Annotated in this window: 11 protein-coding genes; 4 read left to right on the forward strand and 7 right to left on the reverse strand. The window is 65.4% G+C overall.

Annotated elements, in window-relative coordinates; translation table 11 throughout:
* The first annotated feature begins 49 nt into the window (after nt 1-49).
* From WDC87_RS00505 to WDC87_RS00515, 3 genes are all read left to right on the forward strand, one after another.
* The gene (locus WDC87_RS00505; RefSeq protein WP_061479639.1) at nt 50-970 is read left to right on the forward strand and encodes a DMT family transporter; all 921 of its coding nucleotides are present in this window, start codon (nt 50-52) and stop codon (nt 968-970) included.
* Complete coding sequence (locus WDC87_RS00510; protein WP_227836960.1) at nt 967-1,305, forward strand: MGMT family protein; 339 nt, start codon at nt 967-969, stop codon at nt 1,303-1,305. Before WDC87_RS00505 ends, WDC87_RS00510 begins: the two co-directional genes overlap by 4 nt.
* A 93-nt stretch (nt 1,306-1,398) precedes the next feature.
* Nucleotides 1,399-2,073 (forward strand): rhomboid family intramembrane serine protease, encoded by a 675-nt coding sequence (locus tag WDC87_RS00515; RefSeq protein WP_005410509.1) that lies wholly within the window; start codon nt 1,399-1,401, stop codon nt 2,071-2,073.
* A 90-nt stretch (nt 2,074-2,163) separates the two neighbouring features.
* On the opposite strand, the gene WDC87_RS00520 is transcribed toward WDC87_RS00515, so the two are convergent.
* From WDC87_RS00520 to WDC87_RS00550, 7 genes are all read right to left on the reverse strand, one after another.
* Entirely contained in the window at nt 2,164-3,747 is a 1,584-nt protein-coding gene (locus WDC87_RS00520; protein WP_227836926.1) for an NAD(P)/FAD-dependent oxidoreductase, read from the reverse strand.
* Nucleotides 3,748-3,820: 73 nt separating this feature from the next.
* The gene (locus WDC87_RS00525) at nt 3,821-4,315 is read right to left on the reverse strand and encodes a VOC family protein (RefSeq protein WP_252745393.1); all 495 of its coding nucleotides are present in this window, start codon (nt 4,313-4,315) and stop codon (nt 3,821-3,823) included.
* Nucleotides 4,316-4,438: 123 nt separating this feature from the next.
* The gene (locus WDC87_RS00530) at nt 4,439-6,448 is read right to left on the reverse strand and encodes a M13 family metallopeptidase (protein ID WP_301655188.1); all 2,010 of its coding nucleotides are present in this window, start codon (nt 6,446-6,448) and stop codon (nt 4,439-4,441) included.
* 216 nt (nt 6,449-6,664) lie between these two features.
* Nucleotides 6,665-8,764: a M13-type metalloendopeptidase gene (locus WDC87_RS00535; protein ID WP_252745395.1), complete on the reverse strand. Its 2,100-nt coding sequence runs from the start codon at nt 8,762-8,764 to the stop codon at nt 6,665-6,667.
* Nucleotides 8,765-8,933: 169 nt separating this feature from the next.
* Entirely contained in the window at nt 8,934-10,961 is a 2,028-nt protein-coding gene (locus WDC87_RS00540; RefSeq protein ID WP_072168515.1) for a prolyl oligopeptidase family serine peptidase, read from the reverse strand.
* A 94-nt stretch (nt 10,962-11,055) separates the two neighbouring features.
* On the reverse strand, nt 11,056-14,031 hold the full coding sequence (locus WDC87_RS00545) for a TonB-dependent receptor (RefSeq protein ID WP_005418015.1): 2,976 nt from the start codon (nt 14,029-14,031) through the stop codon (nt 11,056-11,058).
* A 386-nt stretch (nt 14,032-14,417) separates the two neighbouring features.
* Entirely contained in the window at nt 14,418-17,207 is a 2,790-nt protein-coding gene (locus tag WDC87_RS00550) for a TonB-dependent receptor (RefSeq protein WP_072168514.1), read from the reverse strand.
* Between the two features lie 214 nt (nt 17,208-17,421).
* Between WDC87_RS00550 and apbC the strand changes: the two genes are divergently transcribed.
* A complete protein-coding gene (apbC, locus tag WDC87_RS00555; RefSeq protein ID WP_005418013.1) occupies nt 17,422-18,276 on the forward strand; it encodes an iron-sulfur cluster carrier protein ApbC in 855 nt (284 codons plus the stop codon).
* Nucleotides 18,277-18,314: the final 38 nt, after the last annotated feature.

Raw genomic sequence — 18,314 nt, forward strand, 5'->3', positions numbered from 1 at the left:
GCGCCCCCACGCCTTACCGGGCCGCTCTGCGCGGCCCGCCGTCGTCCTGATGTCCACGCCCGCTTCCCGCATCGCTACGGCTTCCCCCCGCATCGCGCTGGGGGGTATCGGCCTGGCTGCGATCGGCGCCATTGCTGCTTCCGGCAAGGCCATCATCGTCAAGCTCGGCCTGCGCCACGGCGTGGATGCCACCACGCTGCTCGCCCTGCGCATGCTGATGGCGCTGCCCTTGTTCGCGTTGATGGCCTTGTGGGCCGCGCGCCGGGCCACACCGCTGTCCTGGGCCGACCGCGCCCGCGTGCTGTGGCTGGGCTTCACCGGCTATTACCTGTCCAGCCTGCTCGATTTCCAGGGCCTGCAGTACATCAGCGTGACGCTGGAACGGCTGATCCTGTACTTGAACCCGACCCTGGTGCTGCTGATCAACGTGCTGCTGGCGCGCCAGCGGCCGGGACGCTGGCAGATCGGCGCGCTGGTGCTGAGTTACCTCGGCGTGCTGCTGGCCTTCGGGCACGACCTGCAGCGCGAGGGCGGCCAGATCATCGTCGGCAGCCTGCTGGTGCTGGGCAGTGCGCTCAGCTACGCGCTGTACCTGTTCGGCAGCGGGCAGGTGGTCGCGCGCATCGGTGCAGTGCGGCTGACGGCCTATGCCAGCTGCGTGGCCAGCGTGCTGGTGCTGCTGCATTTCGCGGTGACCCATCCGCTGCCACTGCTGTGGCAGGCACCGGCGCCGGTACAGTGGCTGTCGCTGGTCAATGCCACTGTCTGCACGGTGCTGCCGGTGCTGGCGATCATGTTGGCGGTGCAGCGCGTGGGTTCGTCGCTGGCCGCACAGGTCGGTATGCTGGGCCCTGTTTCCACCATCGTGATGAGCCTATGGCTGCTCGACGAACCGATGGGGCCGGCACAGATCGCCGGCACCGTGCTGGTGCTGATCGGCGTTCTGCTGGTGACCCGCCTGCGGCGCTGACGCCGGAGCAGGCGCGTGCGCGCATCCTGGCGGTGATCCGCGCGATCCCGGCGGGGCAGGTGATGGGCTACGGCCAGGTGGCGATGCGCGCGGGCCTGCCCGGGCGTGCACGCCTGACCGCGCGCATCCTGGGCCAGAACGACGACCCGGACCTACCCTGGCACCGCGTGCTGCGCTCGGATGGGCGCATCGCCATGGAAGAAGGGTCGGCGGGCTGGCGCGAGCAGTCGCAGCGGCTGCGTGCCGAGGGCGTGGTGGTTGAGAACGGCCGGGTGCAGATGCCCACGACCGATCCGGCGGTAGCGCTGGATGCTGCCGTATGGGGGCCGGGCTGAGCGCCGCTGGCGACTGAACAGGCCGGACCTGCGGGTCGCCAACAAGGCGCGGTGCTGCGGCTATGATGGAGGTCGTTCCATGCCGGTGCTCCCATGTTCCCGCGACTGCCAACCGTCACCAAGGCCCTGCTGATCGCCAACGCGATCCTGTTCCTGCTGCAGCAGCCGTTCCTGCTCGGCATGCAGACCTTTGAGCCGTTCATGCTGCAACCGCTGCAGCAGGGCTTCGATGCGTTCTCGCCGGGTGGCAACTTCCAGCCTTGGCAGCTGCTGACCTATGGCTTCCTGCATGGCAGCTTCGGCCACCTGTTCTTCAACATGCTGGCGGTCTTCATGTTCGGTGCGCCACTGGAGCAGACCTGGGGCGAGAAGCGCTTCCTGCTGTATTACCTGGTCTGCGTGGCCGGTGCCGGTGTCTGCCAGCTGCTGGTGGGTACGCTGCTGGAGAACCCGGCCACGGTGCTGGGTGCCTCTGGCGGCGTGTTCGGCCTGCTGCTGGCCTACGGCATGCTGTTCCCGAACCAGCGGGTGATGCTGCTGTTCCCACCAATCCCGATGAAGGCGCGCACCTTCGTGATCCTGTTCGGCGTGGGCGAACTGGTGCTGGGCATGACCGGCTGGCAGCCGGGCGTGGCCCACTTCGCGCACCTCGGCGGCATGCTGTTCGGCTGGTTGCTGATTCGCTACTGGCGCGGGCAGCCGCCGTTCAACAAGCGCCGACCGCCCGGCCCACCGAAGCGCCCGAACCATCTGCGCAGCGTCAAATGATCCGAAGGATCATTTGACGCTGTAGGTGCCGACCGTTGGTCGGCACGCCTTCTCCCACGCGGGTAGGTGCCAACCTTGGTTGGCACGCCCTCACAGATCCTGCAACACTACCTGCGCCGCATTGTGACCTGGCGCGCCGGTCACGCCGCCCCCGGGATGTGTTCCCGACCCGCACAGATACAGGCCGGGCAGGGCACCACGATAGCCAGCCTGGCCAACCATCGGCCGTGCCGAGAACAACTGGTTGGCACTGAGCGCTCCGTGGAAGATGTCGCCGCCGATCAGGCCGAAGGTGCGCTCCAGATCCAGCGGTGACAGCACCTGGCGGCCCAGTACGCTGCCAGCGAAACCCGGCGCATACCGTTCAACGGTGGCGATCATCAGATCGGCCACCGTTTCACGATGATCATCCCAGTGACGCCCGCCGGGCAGCACGGGCGCCACGTGCTGGCAGAACAGGCTGGCGACGTGCTTCCCCGGCGGCGCCAGCGAATCGTCCAGCGTGCTGGGAATGAGCATTTCCACGATTGGTTCGCGTGACCAGCCATTGCGACGCGCATCCAGCCAGGCACGGTCCATGTAATCCAGGCTTGGGGCCATGATGATGCCGGCGCTGAGGTGATCGCCGGGACCGGGCAGAGCGCGGAAGTCCGGCAGCTGCGACAGCGCGACATTCATCCGGAACGTGCCGGAACCGCAGCGCCAGTTCGCCATGCGTTCGCGCGTTGCGTCCGGTACCTGCTCCGGTGCCAGCATCTGCTCGTACAGCAGCTTTGGATTGACGTTGGCGATCATCGCGCGTGCGCGCAGGATTTCGCCGTTGGCCAGCGCCACGCCCACGACACGACCCTGCTCGATCAGCAGGCGTTGCACACCGGCATCCACGCGCAGCTCAGCCCCGGCCTCCCGCGCGGCAGTGGCGATGGCCTGGCTGATCGCGCCCATGCCACCGATCGCATGGCCCCACGCACCTTTCATGCCATTGCACTGGCCGAACACGTGGTGCAGCAGTACGTAGGCACTGCCCGGTGTATAGGGGCTTGCGTAGTTGCCGACGATGCCATCGAAGCCGAACAGCGCCTTGATCGGCTCGCTTTCGAACCAGCGGTCCAGGTACTCGGCCGCCGACAGCGTGAAAAGGTCCAGCAGCTCCTGCCGCAGCGAGGCATCCAGCGTGGCCAGTTCACGACCGAGGCGGCCCATCTGCCACAGGGCGGGCAGCGCACGCCAACCGCCTGCTGCACCCAGGTCCGGCGGCGCGCGCAGGGCCCAGGCGCGCAGCACATCAGCGAAGATCTCCAGGCGCGCTTCGTATTCGGGTAGCCGCTGTGCATCCCGCTCGGAGAACTTCGCGACCCCGGCCTGGGTGCGGCCCGGTGCGGACAGCAGGTAGCGGCCGTCCGGCAATGGCAGGAAGTTGTTGGCCGGGCGACTGATGATGCGCAGCCCATGCGCATGCAGCTGCAGGTCGTCGATTACCTTTGGTTGCAGCAGCGACACCGTGTATGACGCCACCGAGTTGCGGAACCCGGGGTGGAATTCCTCGGTGACCGCCGCGCCGCCGAGAACGCCACGACGTTCCAGCACCAGCACCTTCTTGCCAGCGCGTGCGAGATAGGCCGCGCAGACCAGGCCGTTGTGGCCGCCACCGATGATGATCGCATCCCAGGACATCAGCACCTCGGAGAAAGGGGACGGAGGGGATTAAGTCGCAATCCGCATCTGCGCACAGGGGGGAAGAAACGACTTAATCCCCTCCGTCCCCTTTTTTGATTGCCGCTTCGATGGTGGCGATGTCGATCTTCTTCATCGGCATCATCGCATTGAAGGCGCGCTTGGCCAGTGCCTTGTCCTGGCTGGTCACCGCTTCGATCAGCATGCGTGGGCTGATCTGCCAGGAAACGCCCCATCGGTCCTTGCACCAACCGCACTGGCTCTCCTGTCCGCCGTTGCTGACGATGGCGTTCCACAAGCGGTCAGTCTCGGCCTGGTCCTCGGTCTGGATCTGGAAGGAGAAGGCTTCGCTGTGCTTGAACGCGGTGCCGCCGTTGAGGCCGACGCAGGGGATGCCGCAGACCGTGAATTCGACGGTCAGTATGTTGCCCTCCCTGCCGTCCGGGTAGTCGCCCGGGGCGTGGTGGACAGCGGTCACCGCGCTGTCGGGAAAGGTGTTGGCATAGAAGGTGGCGGCCTCGAGCGCGCCGTTGTCGTACCAGATACAGATCGTGTTCTTGTGTGCCATGTCCGGCTCCACGTTGGACGAAGCCGCAGCGATAGCACGCGCAGTGTTAACCCGGGATCGTGCTGCACCCGCAAAAAAAGAGCGCCCGAAGGCGCCCTTTGTACTACCAGTGCGGCCGCGGGCTCAGCGCCAGACCTTGATCTGGTCGGCTTCGCTGCGCTGCATCGGCTGCCCGGCCTTGCAACTGAAGGTGGCACCGAACGCCGGCAGGTTGGCCAGCGTGCCGTTGCTGCGCCACAGGCCCGGTGCGCGGATGTCGGCGGTCAGGCGGCGCGCGGCCTCGTTCGGCGACAGCTGCTGTACCCACAGTGCCGACCAGGCGCGGAAGAAGCCCTGCTGCTGTGCCTGCTTGGCCTTCGGTTCCTGCGCGGTATACGCCGCCCAGGCCAGTTCCAGGCCGGCGATGTCGGCCAGGTTCTCTTCCTGGGTCAGCGTGCCGTTGACCTTGGCACCCTTTACGCCCGGGAAGTCGTAGGCGCTGTACTGCGCGGCCACGCGATTGCCGAGCAGGGTCCAGGCGGTCTTGTCGGCCGGGGTCCACCAGCTGCGCAGTTCGCCCTTGGCATCGACCAGCGCGCCCTTCGCATCGATCGCACGGGTCAGCTCGTGGCCGACCAGTCCACCGAAGCTGCCGAACTTGTCGGCGGCGTCGGCCTTGGCGTTGAACACCGGGCCCTGCAGGATCGCGGCGGTGACGATCAGGCGGTTCTGCGCCAGGTCGTAGGCCAGCGACGGCTGCTGCGGCAGCACGTCCCAGCGGCGGTCGGCATTGCCGTTGCCGATGCGCTTCATTTCCTCGCGGTGGCGCCAAGTCGATGCAATCAGCATGTTGCCACCAAACGAGCCGCGCCCCATCGGCTGCACGCTGTAGTCCAGGTCGCGCAGTGGAGTGCCGATCTCGATCTTCAGCGCAGCCAGCTTGGCCTGCGCTTCGGTCTTGGCTTCGGCACTCATCCAGCTGCTGTTCTTTACCGCCTCGATCTGTACTTCGCGCACCTTGTCGACGATCCATGCGGCCTGGCGACGATCTTCGGCCGACAGGTAGCGGGCGGCGTACTCGCGGCCGACCATCGGGCCGGCGGCCACATTGATTGCATCCAGCACGGATTCCCAGCGCTGCGGCGGCAGCGTCTGGCCACGCAGCACACGGCCACGGAATTCGAACTCGGCGTCGCGGTAGGCCTTGGACAGGTACGGCGCCATCGAGTCGCCCACGCGCCAGCGCAGGTAAGCTTTCCACTGCTCCGGCTTGAGCTTGGTGACCATGCCATCGAGCTGCTTGAACAGGCCTGGGTCGGCCAGCGAGACCAGGTCATCGTCCACGCCCTGTGCCTTCAGGAACGCGTCCAGCTGCAGGTTGCGGTAGCGGCTGTTGAGCTCCTTGGTGGAGATCGGCGCGTAGTTGTTGAACGGGTTGTTGATGCCGGCCAGCGACTGCGCGTTGCGCGCCAGCTCGGTCTCCAGCGCGATCACCGCCTGCGATTCGGCATCCAGCTTGGCCGCCGGGGTGCCGGTCAGCGCCAGGATCTGCTTGACGTAGTTGCGGTAGCGGCCCATCAGCGCCACGGTATCGGCGTCGGTGCGGGTATAGAACGCCGGATCCGGCAGGCCCATGCCGCCCTGCATGAAGTAACCGATGTGGCGGTCCAGTGCCTTCAGGTCGACGTCAGGGCCGAAGTTGAAGGCGACGGGGATGCCCACCTGGTGCAGCGCGGCGATCGAGGCCGGCACATCCTTGGCCTTCTTGATGGCGTTGATGCGAGTCAGCAGCGGGGCGATTGGATTGGAACCGTCCGCTTCCACGGCGGCTTCGTCAAGGCCGCTGGCCCAGAAGTCACCCAGCAGCTTCTGCACGTTGCCCTGCGGCGACTTCATCGCGGCATCGAGCAGGTCGCGCTGCTGCTGGCGGCTGCGGTCGACCAACTGGCCCAGCGCGGTCGTGGCGCCGGTCTGCGGCACCGGGTTGGCCTTCAACCAGCCTGCATTGGTGGTGTTATAGAAGTCGCTGCACTGGGCGCTGACGGCCGGGGCGCGTGCGGCCTTCTTCTTGGCGGCGGCAAACGCATCGTGGGTCGGGACCAGAGTCGCCAGGCTGATGCCCAGGGCGATGGCAAGCGGACGGAAGTTGGGCATGTGGAACGAATCCGTGATGGATTGAGGGCGCGCGCACTATAGCAAGCCGGGCATGGGCGCGGCATGCACGCATCACGGTGGCTCCGCCGAGCCGTGCGCCGACCAAGGTCGGCATCTTCCAACGGCGTGGGCCATGCGTGGATGACGGGCGCTGTGAAAAACAAAGGCCCGGGAATTCCCGGGCCCTTGCAGGTACGCCGCAACGTCAGCCGTTGCTTACCAGATCACCACCTGCTGCTCGCCGGTGCGGGCCATCGGCGAACCGGCCTTGCACTGGAACGCGGCGGCGAAGGTCGGCAGGTTCGACGGCGCACCCATGGCCCGGAACTGCGCCGGGGCGTGCGGGTCGGTGGCCAGGCGGACCTTGGCGTTTTCCGGGGTGTACTTGGTGCGCCACACGGTGGCCCAGTTGAAGAAGAAGCGCTGGTCTCGGGTGAAGCCATCGACCTTCGCATCTTCCTTGCCGGCGGAGGCCTTCTGCAGGGCGTCGTAGGCGGTGGCCAGGCCACCCAGGTCGGCGATGTTCTCGCCCAGGGTCAGGTGGCCGTTCACGGCCTGGCCGTCCACCTTGTACTGGTCGAACTGCTTGACCAGCTTGCCGGTCAGGCCTTCGAAGTTCTTCTTGTCGGCCGGGGTCCACCAGTCTTCCATGTTGCCGGTCGGCCCGAAGCGCGCACCCTGGTCGTCGTAGCCGTGGGTCATCTCATGACCGATCACCGCACCGATGCCGCCGTAGTTCAGCGCGTCGTCGGCCTTCGGATCGAAGAACGGCGGCTGCAGGATGGCGGCCGGGAACACGATCTCGTTCTGCAGCGGGTTGTAGTAGGCGTTGACGGTCTGCGGGGTCATGCCCCACTCGGTCTTGTCCACCGGCTTGCCGATCTTGGACAGGTTGAACTTGTAGTTGAACTCGTTGGCCGCGCGCACGTTGCCGAGGAAGCTGTCGCGCTGGGTCTGCAGGCCCGACCAGTCGCGCCACTTGTCCGGGTAACCGATCTTCGGGGTGAAGGTCTCCCACTTGGCGATGGCCTTGGCCTTGGTTTCCTCGCTCATCCAGCTCAGGCCCTGGATGCGGTCCTTCAGCGCGGCGGCCAGGTTCTTCACCAGTTCTTCCATCTTCGCCTTGGCTTCCGGCGAGAAGGCAACCTTCACGTACAGCTGGCCGAAGGCTTCACCGGCATCATTCTCGATGGTGCCCAGCACGCGCTTCCAGCGCGGCTTCTGTTCCTTCTGGCCGTTGAGGGTCTTGCCGTAGAACTCGTAGTTCTCCTGCACGAAGGCGTCAGCCAGGTACGGCGAGGCACTGTCCACGGTGTGGAAGCGCAGGTAGGCGCGCCACACCGACGGGTCGGTATCGCCCAGCGCCTTGCTCACTTCCTCATGGAAAGCCGGCATGGCCAGCGAGAACTTCTCCGGTGCGGCCACGCCCTGCGACTTGAAGAACTCGGTCCAGCTGAAGTTCGGGGTCAGCTTGTCGGCGTCGGCCAGGGTGACCGGGTTGTAGTACAGCTCGACGTTGCGCGACAGCTCGACGCGCGACTTGGAAGCCTTGGCCAGGCGGGTTTCGAACTTGACCACGTCCTCGGCCTGCTTGGCCGCGTCGGCCGCGGCGACGCCGGACAGCTCCAGCACCTTGGCGACGTGCGCCTGGTAGGCCTTCAGCTTGTCGGCGTTCTTGGCATCGGTGTAATAGGTGGTATCCGGCAGGCCCAGGCCGCCCTGGCTGGCGTAGGCCATGTTCATGGCCGAGTTCTTGAAGTCCGCTTCGGCACCGAAGCCGAACAGGACGTTGTCACCCTTGGCGGCGCTGGTGCGCAGGTAGTTGGCGATCGCTGCCTTGTCCTGCAGGCCGTCGATCGCCGCCAGGTCCGCCTTCAGCGGCTCGATGCCCTGCGCGTTGATCTTCGCTTCGTCCATGCCGGTCGCCCACAGGTCGCCGACGATCTTCTCGATGTGGTTCGGGTTCTTGACCTGCGCGACCTGTTCGGCCAGCTGGTGCTGCACGGCCACCGAACGCTCGTCGAGGATGGTGAACGCGCCCCAGCTGGTGCGGTCGCCCGGGATTTCGTTGGCGGCCAGCCACTTGCTGTTGACGTAGTCGCCAAAGGCGGTGCAGGCGTCCTTGGTGGTGTCCAGGTCGCTCGGCTGGAAGGCGTTGTAGGCCGGCAGCTTGCTCTCGTCCAGCTTATAGGTGGCTTCGGCAGTGGCCGGGGCGGAGGCGGCGGCGTCCTTGGCCGGGGTTTCAGTCTTGCCGCAGCCGACCAGCGCGGCCGAAACGGCCAGGGTCAGCAGCACGATCTTGGGAGTACGGGTCACTTGAATGGCCTCCGGGCCGAGTGAGTCAGGGAGTGGCCGCAGGTGCGACCGTGGGCCGAACGATACGCCGCCGGCCAGACCTGCAAGGGTGTCGAAGGTCATGTCCCCGCGCAAGGGCCAGAACGTGCAAGGGCGCCCGCCGGGCGCCCCTGCTGTAGGCCGGTAACGCTTACAGGCCGCCGCCGCCGCAGCCTTTGCCCAGGTAGTCGTCTATCAGCTGCAACTGGTCGGCCATGATGCGGCGCGTCCAGGCCGGCCCGTGGGCGTAGTCGGCGATGGCGTGGAACTCGACCGGCTGGCCGGAACCTTTCGCCTTGTTCACGAACCACTCCGACTGTTCGATCGGCACCGTGCGGTCGCGATCGCCGTGGTAGACCATCAACGGGATCTTCATCTCGCCGGCCTTGTCCACCGGGTTCAGGCCGGCCACCGTGGGGGCCTGGGCCTGGCGGAAGAATGGGTTGGTATAGAAGCGCGACCAGATCTTCTTGATATCCGAGACGCCGGCGCCGGCAATGGCGCATTTGTACAGGCCGTTGGGGCGCACCGAGGCCGCAAACGCCGAATAGCCGCCATAGGAGAAGCCGAACATGGCGATGTGGCCGGGGCGGGCGATCTTCTGGTCGATCATCCACTGCGCGCCGTCGTCCTTGTCATCCTGCATCTTCTGGCCCCACTCGGCGTCACCGGCCATCCACAGCTTGCGGCCCCAGTCGGCCGAGCCACGGAACTGCGGGCGCAGCACCGCCATGCAGCGCGATGCCATCAGCGGGACCCACATCGAGCCATCGAAGTCCATGCCATCGCGCGCCCAGGGCCCGCCGTGCGGATGCACGACCGCCTTCCAGGGGCCGGCGCCGCACAGCTCGGTGCTGGGCGTGGTGAGGAATGCAGGAATGTCCAGCCCGTCGCGTGCCTTGTAGTAGACCAGCCGGGTCTGGCCCAGCGCGGCAGGCTGGATCTGCGGGTAGGTCTTCGCCAGCAGGGTCAGCTTGCCGTCGTGCAGCAGGTGGTATTCGGGCGGATTGGAAGGCCCGGAGGTAACGACCAGCACGTTGGAAAGGTCCGCCGTGTAGTCGACGATGCGCAGGCTCACGCCGGTATCGTAGTTGGCGGTGAAGCGCTGGCCGTTGGCGGTATCGACCATCGCCAGCGGTTCCTGGGTGATGCCCAGGGCCTGGCGCAGGCCCTGGTCCAGCGCCTTCATGCGCGGCGAGGTCCACTGCATGTCGTCACCGCGCGGACCGGCGTAGCCGATGCCCATGATCTCGCCGAACGGCACCGCACCCTTGCGGAAGCGGTTGATCAGCATCGAACCGGCGTTGAACAGCTTGTGCTCGAACAGCACTTCCTTCTGCTTGCGCGCGCTGATGTCGTACTCATACACGATCGCCTTGTCGCGGCCGACATTGCTGAGCACGAAGGCGATGTTCGGGTCGTCGGCAAAGCCGATCACCTGGTTGACGTCGCGGTTCTTCACATAGGAGCGAAAGTGCTCTTCCCAGGTACCGGTGGCGGGCGACCGGAACTCGGTGGCGACGTAGGCACCGGTGCCGTCAACATCCTGGCGCAGGCGTGCGCGCAGCTCGCTGTCGAGGTCGGTGATGTAGCCGGCCACGCGCTCTTCGGTCTTCTGGATGCGCTGCGAGGTGAAGTTGCGCAGGTCGACCTTGTAGACGTCACCGGAGCTGCTGCCACTGCCGTTGACCACCAGGATGTGGTCCGGATCGTTGGGCAGGGTGTCCAGTACCGTGGCGTTGGCCAGGGCCTGCTCGAGCTCCTCGCTGCGGCTGCTGGCACGTGGCGGCGTGATCGGCTCCTTCCATTGCTTGCCTTCGATGTCGGTGATGAAGAACTTGCTGACGAAGGTCTTGGTCACCCGGTCCGCGCGCAGGTCGTAGGGCTGCCACAGCACCACCGCCAGCTGCCCGTTCTTGATGAACGACACGCTCTGGAACTTCATGCGGTTGGCGCCGATCACCGTTGGCGGCTTGTCCAGTGCATCGGTGCGCCACACCACGATCACGCGCTCTTCGCCATTGGCCCGCAGGCCGGCGATGTGCTGGCCATCCGGCGATAGCGACAGGCTGGAGATGGCGGGGAAGGCCGCCATCTGCTCAATGGTCGGAGCTTCGGGCTTGGCGTGCAGGGACGGGGAAACACTGGCCAGGGCCGCCAGCAACAGGGTTCGCTTCATTGCAACCTCGGAATGCAGTGGCAGCTGCCTGTGGAAAAGGCAGTGCCTGAAATGGAACCGCCGCCCCGAAGGGCGGCGGTTGCAGGGAGCAGGATCAGAACGAACGCGTGATGTTCAGGAAGTAGCTGCGACCGAAGTAGTCAAAGCCGCTGTACAACAGCGCGTTGCCGACGGTGCTGTAGACACCCTGGGAGATGGTCGGCGGCTTGCGGTCGGCGAAGTTGCGCACGCCACCGGTGACCGACCACTTATCCGCTTCATACTTCACCGAGATGGCCTGCAGGAAGTAGTTCGGGGTGTACAGCTTGTACGCCGAGGTAGCCGGATCGAAGTCACCCGGGTTGCGCTCCTCGTAGTACGCGTAGCTGTCCATCTTGTCGATCCAGTCCAGGCCGTAACGCACCTGCCAGTTCTTCCACTTGTAGCTCAGGTCCAGCGAGGCGGTGTTTTCCGGACGCGACAGCATGCCGTTGTAGTCCACCAGCGGATCGTCGGAGAAGACCTTGCTGGCCTGTTCCAGGTAGTGGGTGAACTGCAGCGTGGTGCGCAGGGTGCCCGGGCCGATTTCGCGGACATAGCGGGTGGTGAAGTCCAGGCCACGGACCTTGTCGGTGGACAGGTTGATGAAGCCGTTGGTCACCACCAGCTGGTTGTTGACCGGGTTGCGGGCCACCAGGCGGCACAGACCCGAACCGGAGGAGAAGTCGGCACTGCCGCTGTCATAGCAGCGCGACAGGATGTTCGCGCCGCCCGCGCTGTCGACGCCGTTCTTCACTTCGATGTCGAAGTAGTCGGCGGCGAAGGACAGGTCACCGAAGCCGCTGCCGAATTCTGGCTGGATCACCACGCCCAGGGTCTTGGCCTTGGAGGTTTCGGCTTCCAGGCCGGCCTCGGCACCACCCTGGGTGACCACGGTCACGCCCTGGGTGGCTAGGTAGTCCGGTGCCAGGCCCAGCGATGCGCAGTTCTGGTAGCGCGGCGAGCTCGGGTTGCGATCACCATACTCGTTGCAGGGGTCGGCACTGCTGCTCAGGAAGCCGGTGGTGCCGCCCAGGAACTGCTCGAACAGCGCCGGTGCGCGGTAGGAGGTGCCGTACGAAGCACGGAACGACAGCCACTTCACCGGCGTCCACAGCGCGCCGATCTTGTAGGTCTCATCCGAGCCGTAGGACTTGTAGTCGGTGTAGCGGCCGGACAGGTTGACCGTCAGTTCCTCGGCAGCGGTGACGCCGGACAGCAGCGGCAGTTCCAGTTCGCCGTAGGCCTCGAGCACCGAGTCCGAACCGCGGGTCGGGGTGGCGTTGGTCAGGTTGTACAGGTCGGCATTGATCGAGTACGGCGACGGGGTGTCGTCGATCCGTGCCTTGCGGTACTCGACGCCGAACGCGCCGCCGGCCGAGCCGTAGGGCATGTCGAACAGCGGGCCGTTGACGTTGAAGTTGACCGTGGTTTCCTTGTACAGCGTGTTGCCGGTGACCGGCACGAACACCCAGTCCTTCCAGTCTTGCGGCAGCTTGCCGCCGATGGTGTTGGTGTTCAGCGCCGGCGCGGCGATGCAGCCGTTGGAAGCGTCGCGGCAGACATAGCCACCCGCACCGTTGGAGACCACGTCCAGGCTCTGGCGCAGGCGGCTGGTCAGGAAGCTTTCAAAGGTGTAGTCGGCGTCGCTGCGGGCGTGCATGACGTTGAAGTCATAGTTCCACTCCGAGCTCAGGTGGCCACGCAGGCCGGCATTGAAGCGCAGGAAGTCGACGTTCTGCTTGTTGGTGTCGTTGCCGAAGCCGATGAACGCACGCACGCCCAGGTTCCTGCCGCTGGTCTGGTCGGTCGGGGCGCCGGCTACGCTGTCACGCAGGTTGGCCGGGATCAGCGGGCTGCCCACGGCGTAGTCCAGGGTCAGCTGGCGGTAACCGGTCTGGGTCGACTTGCGCTTGTTGCCCAGGAACTCGTAGTACAGCTCGGCATCACCCAGTGCATTGAGGTCGAAGCCGCCCTGGAAGTACAGGGTGTGGGTCTTGGTCGGCGAGATCAGCGACTCGTTGCGCATGGCCGGGTCGAAGGTGTCGCGGGTGTTCAGGTCCACGCCTTCGTAGCCGACCAGGCCGGTGGTGATCGCCGCGTTCGGGCGCCAGCGGTTGAAGCGGGTGCCGACGCCGCCCGGAGCGGCCACACCGGTACGGGTGTTGGTGCCGATGGTGTTCAGGGTGGTGCCGCCGGCATCGAGCGACCAGCACTTGGGCTTGCCGGTCAGCGGATCGATGAAGTCACCGCTGCCCCAGGAGTCGCCGGCCTCGATGTCACGGTACATGTCGGTCGGGCAGCCGCCTGCCCAACTGCGGTCGGCCAGGGTCAGTTCGTTGCGGGTGTAGTACTCATACGAACCGGAGAAGTGCGAGCGCTCGCCGGTGGAACCGAACATGATCGAGTAACGGCGCTCTTCACCGCCGCCACCGTCGGTGGCGTTGTGCTGCGCTTCGAAGGTGACACCGTCGACCTTGGTCTTGGTGATGATGTTGATCACGCCGGCCACGGCGTCGGAGCCGTAGATGGACGAGGCGCCGTCCTTCAGGATCTCGACGCGGTCGACGATCGAGTTCGGCAGCACGTTCAGGTCGGTCGAGCCGACCGAGCCGCGGGTACCGGCCGGCGATACGCGGCGGCCGTTGAGCAGGATCAGGGTGCGGGTCGGGCCAAGGCCGCGCAGGCCCAGGGTGTTGGCGCCCGGGCCGCCGTCGGTGACGTAGCCGCCGTAGGCGTTGTTGATCTGTGCCGCACCGGCGGTGACCGCCGTGCTCTGCAGGGCGGCGGTGGTCGAGTTGAAGCCGGCCAGGGTGGTTTCTTCACGGGTGACGACCTGCACCGGCGAAACCGAGTTGAACACGTCGCGGCTGATGCGCGAACCGGTGACGGTCACCGTGTCCAGGTTGGTGGCCTTCGACTTGGGCGCTTCCTCGGTCTGCGTCGTGCTGGAGGCGTCCTGGGCGATCGCCGGGGCGGCTGCGGCGAGCAGCACGGCAGAGGCGAGGGCGAAGCTCAGCGGATGCTTGCTGAGCGACTTGCGATTGATCATCTGAAATCCCCTTGAATCGAATGATTGCGTCGTACACCGGGACTGGTCCTTGTCGACGTCTCCGTGTGTCCCTTGCCCAGTGTCGGCAGCGTGCCGCCGCCCGGCGCTGGTACCGGCTTCACGTGCCGATGACTCGAGATTAACATCACATTAACCAAGGCTGTCAAGCATTCATGATGCAGTCATGGAGGTGTGATTGGTCAGCCGTGCTGACTGCGAGAACGCGCGTCGAAATCAACGTATCTGGTTGATCTGTATCGCATTGTCACCATTCCGTTCGAAAGTGACTTTTTTCTGAACGGGACGGTTCGGCCTGATCGTAGGCAAAAAAAAGGCCCCGCCGAAGCGGGGCCTGGTCCAGACACGCGGTCCGGAATACGACGGGATCAGAAGTCGTACTTGACCTGGGCCGAGATCTGACGGCCGTAGACGCTGTAGAAGCCGTCGTTGAACGGGGTCGATTCGTTGCCCGGGTAGTTGTAGCGCTGGCCTTCCGGCAGCTTGTTGAACACGTTGTTGACCATCAGCGACAGGGTCAGATCGTCCTGTGCCTGGTAGTTCAGGCTCATGTTGTACGTGGTGTACGAGCCCCACTTGCCGGCCTTGGCGCCGGAGGAGTGGACGTAGTCGTAGCTGCGGCCGGTGTAGGCCAGGTAGTTCGGGGTGCTGCCGACGTAGTTGGCGTACACGGTGGTGGTGAACTTGGAGATGGCCCAGCCCACCGACACGTCGCCGCGTACCTTGGCGAAGTTGTCGTAGTACCACATGTTGTACGGATCGCTCAGCAGGTCCAGCTTCTGCGCACCCGGCAGGGCCACCACTTCACGCTTGAGCATGTTGGTGTAGTTGCCGGAGAACATCAGCGAACCGAAGCGGCCCAGGTCCTGCTGGTACTTGGCACCGACGGTCACCGCTTCCAGGTTCTGGCTGGCCACGTTGAGCTTCGGGGTGTACACGCGGGTCAGGTTGCCACCGGCGTCGCGGGTCACCCAGTCGGTCACGTTCTGGCAGCTGGCCGAGGTGTTGTTCGGCAGGCCGTTGTGGCACTGGTACTCGGCCAGCAGCAGCTGGTCGGTGCTCAGGGTCTTGACCTCGTTCTTGATCTTCCAGTTGTAGTAGTCGACCGACAGCGAGAAGTTGCTCACCGGGGCCCACACCACGCCTGCGCTCCACACGTCGGCGGTGATCGGCTTCAGGTCCGGGTTGCCGGACTTTTCGCTGTACACCGAGGTGGTCTTGTAGAACGAGCAGGCTTCGTCACGCAGCGCGTAACCCATCTGGCTGCAGCGGTAGTAGTCGTTCTGGCCGGAGGCGAACGAGCCGCTCATGCCCTGGAAGGCATCGGACAGGGTCGGCGCGCGGAACGCGGTGCCGTACTTGCCGCGCAGCAGCAGGCTTTCCACCGGACGGTATTCCAGGCCGATGCTGTAGGTGGCCTTGTCGACGGTCTTGTCGGCGATCTTGAAGGCGTCATAGCGGCCCGAGGCGCTGATGGTCAGCGACTCGAACACCGGCATGCGCAGTTCGCTGGTCACCGCGTAGTTGCTGCGGTGGCCGGCACCGGCCACGGCGCTGGCGCCCCACGCGTTGCCATCGACGAAGGCCTGGTCGGGCGAGTAGTCCCAACCTTCGCTGCCGCCTTCCAGCACGACGGCCAGGCCGGCGTCGCCGCCCGGCAGGGAGAACAGCGAACCGTTGGTCACCTGCACGCGACCGAGGTTCTGCCAGGTCTTGCTGCGGTGGGTGCCATAGCCGGTGAAGCTGGCGAACTGGTCCGGGGTGATCGGCGAGTAGAAGGCGGTGTAGTTCGGGTTGTAGATGCCGAAGCCATCAGCAGTGGTGCCCAGGCGCGGGCCCAGCACGGTGTCGCCGAAGAAGCCTTCGATCTTGTCCTTCCAGCGCGCGAAGCGGTTCTGGTCCAGACGGTATTCGCCGCGGGTGAAGCTGGCGCTGTAGTCCCAGTCGCCGACCATGCCCTTGCCGCCCAGGGTGACCTGGTAGGAACGGCTCTCATCGGAGTTCAGGATGTTGTTGTAGTGGCCCGGGCCGATTTCTTCCGGCGCGAAGGCGCGCTGCAGGTTCACGACCTTGCCCAGGCCCTGGTCGTAGAAGCCGCCCATCACCGACTTGGTGCCCCACCACAGGGCGCTGGAGCCGGAGGTGAATTCGGTCTTTTCCTTGCTGTACAGCACGTCGGCGAACAGCTGGAAGTTGTCGTTCACGTCGAAGGTCATCGACGAGTAGAACTGGCCGCTGTTCTTGCCGTTCTTCAGGGTCTTGTAGCCGGCGCTGTACACCGAGCCGCACGATTCGCCAGATGCACGCTTGCCGACGGTGGTGGTGCCGTCGTACAGGCCTGCCACGTTGGCGCAGCGGGTCGGGTCCATCATGTACAGCTTGTTGTCGGCGTTGCCGATGACAGCAAAGTCGTTCGACGGCAACTGCGCGGTGTAACCGACCGGGTTGTTCTGCTTGGTGATGTCACGCTGGTAGCCCCAGATCGGGCTGCCGTTTTCGATCTGCACGTTGACCAGGGCGTGGAAGCGGTCGTCGAACGCGTTGAAGCCCTTGGCGGCGCTGAAGCGGATGTTGCTGCCACCACCTTCGGTGTAGGTACCGCCACGGATCGACATCGTGCCGCCGTCCATGCGTTCCTTCAGGATGATGTTGACCACGCCGGCGATCGCGTCCGAGCCGTACAGCGACGACTGGCCGCCCGGCAGGACTTCGATGCGCTCGACGATGTCGATCGGAATGCCGCTGATGTTGTTGAACGACTCGCTGCCGTTGTACAGCGCCGGATAGGAGAGCATCGGGCGGCCGTTGATCAGGTACTTGGTGTAGCCCGGATTCAGGCCGAACATGCCGGCGGCTTCGGCGCCCTGGGTGAACGCACCCGAGGTCTGGCCACCCTGCAGGCCGCCGGTGGTCAGCGATGACTGCTGCAGCACTTCAGCAACACTGCTGAAGCCGCGGGTCTGGATGTCTTCGGCGGTGATGGACATCACCGGGGTCTGGGTTTCGACCTGGGTCTGCGGGATCAGCGAACCGGTGACGGTGATCTTGTCCAGGTTGGTCGCCTTGTCCTGGGCCATTGCCGGGGCGGCGGCCATCAGAGCGGAAATCAGGGCGACGGCGAGCGTGTTGCGACGTGCGGTATTGCTGACGTGTTTCATGTAGTTCCAATGGAGAGCAAAAAACAAAAACGGCACTGCGCATGCGCCATCGCGCGGGCCGGAACAACGGGCTCCGCAGCTCAAAACAGTGCTGATCGAACGTAACATGAACTTAACAATCTGTGCACGGATCCGTCGCAATCCTGAATTTCAGTCAGGTTACGTCCAGCTTGTATGATGTCGGGTTATCCCCCTGACTCCGCCGGTGCTCGTTGTGAACAGTTCTCCCCGCCGTCCCCATGCCAGCCAGGTCCAGAAGGGACTTACGCCGCATGCCCGCATCCGCAATGTCATCGCGGTCGGTTCGGGCAAGGGCGGCGTCGGCAAGTCCACCACCTCGGTGAACCTGGCCGTGGCGCTGCAGCAGCTCGGTGCGCGGGTGGGCGTGCTCGACGCCGACATCTACGGCCCCAGCGTGCCGGCCATGCTGGGGCTGTCCGGCCGCCCGGAAAGCCCGGACAACAAGAGCATCGAGCCTCTGCGTGCGTTCGGCGTGGACACCATGTCGATCGGCTACCTGATCGAAGAAGACACCCCGATGATCTGGCGCGGCCCGATGGCCACCTCGGCGATGACCCAGCTGTTCAACGATACCCTGTGGGACGACCTGGATTTCCTGCTGATCGACCTGCCGCCGGGCACGGGTGACATCCAGCTGACCCTGACCCAGAAGATTCCGTTGGCCGGTGCAGTGATCGTCACCACGCCGCAGGACATCGCCACGCTGGATGCGAAGAAGGCGCTGAAGATGTTCGAGAAGGTCGAGGTGCCGGTGCTGGGCATCGTCGAGAACATGGCGGTGCACACGTGCAGCAGCTGCGGGCACATCGAGCACCTGTTCGGCGAGGGCGGCGGCGAGCGCATGGCCGCGCAGTACGGCGTGCCGCTGCTGGGGTCGCTGCCGCTGCAGATCGGCATCCGCGAGCAGGGCGATGCAGGCACGCCGATCACCGTGGCCCAGCCGGATTCGGCACCGGCCCAGGCCTACCGCCATGCCGCGCAGCGCCTGATCGAGGAAGTCGGCAAGCGCCCGCGGGCCTCGATCCCGATCCTGTCCTCGCTGCTGTAAGTGCTGGGGCAGGGGCCGCCGGCGCAGGCCGGCCCCCT

Source organism: Stenotrophomonas maltophilia group sp. Smal12 (assembly GCF_037079935.1).
Classification (GTDB): domain Bacteria; phylum Pseudomonadota; class Gammaproteobacteria; order Xanthomonadales; family Xanthomonadaceae; genus Stenotrophomonas; species Stenotrophomonas sepilia.

Bases quoted from the DNA above. Each gene is read 5' to 3' on its own strand.
- WDC87_RS00505 (WP_061479639.1), top strand. From the start codon at position 50: ATGTCCACGCCCGCTTCCCGCATCGCTACGGCTTCCCCCCGCATCGCG.
- WDC87_RS00550 (WP_072168514.1), bottom strand. From the start codon at position 17,207: ATGAAACACGTCAGCAATACCGCACGTCGCAACACGCTCGCCGTCGCC.
- WDC87_RS00515 (WP_005410509.1), top strand. From the start codon at position 1,399: ATGTTCCCGCGACTGCCAACCGTCACCAAGGCCCTGCTGATCGCCAAC.
- WDC87_RS00530 (WP_301655188.1), bottom strand. From the start codon at position 6,448: ATGCCCAACTTCCGTCCGCTTGCCATCGCCCTGGGCATCAGCCTGGCG.
- WDC87_RS00540 (WP_072168515.1), bottom strand. From the start codon at position 10,961: ATGAAGCGAACCCTGTTGCTGGCGGCCCTGGCCAGTGTTTCCCCGTCC.
- WDC87_RS00525 (WP_252745393.1), bottom strand. From the start codon at position 4,315: ATGGCACACAAGAACACGATCTGTATCTGGTACGACAACGGCGCGCTC.
- WDC87_RS00545 (WP_005418015.1), bottom strand. From the start codon at position 14,031: ATGATCAATCGCAAGTCGCTCAGCAAGCATCCGCTGAGCTTCGCCCTC.
- WDC87_RS00520 (WP_227836926.1), bottom strand. From the start codon at position 3,747: ATGTCCTGGGATGCGATCATCATCGGTGGCGGCCACAACGGCCTGGTC.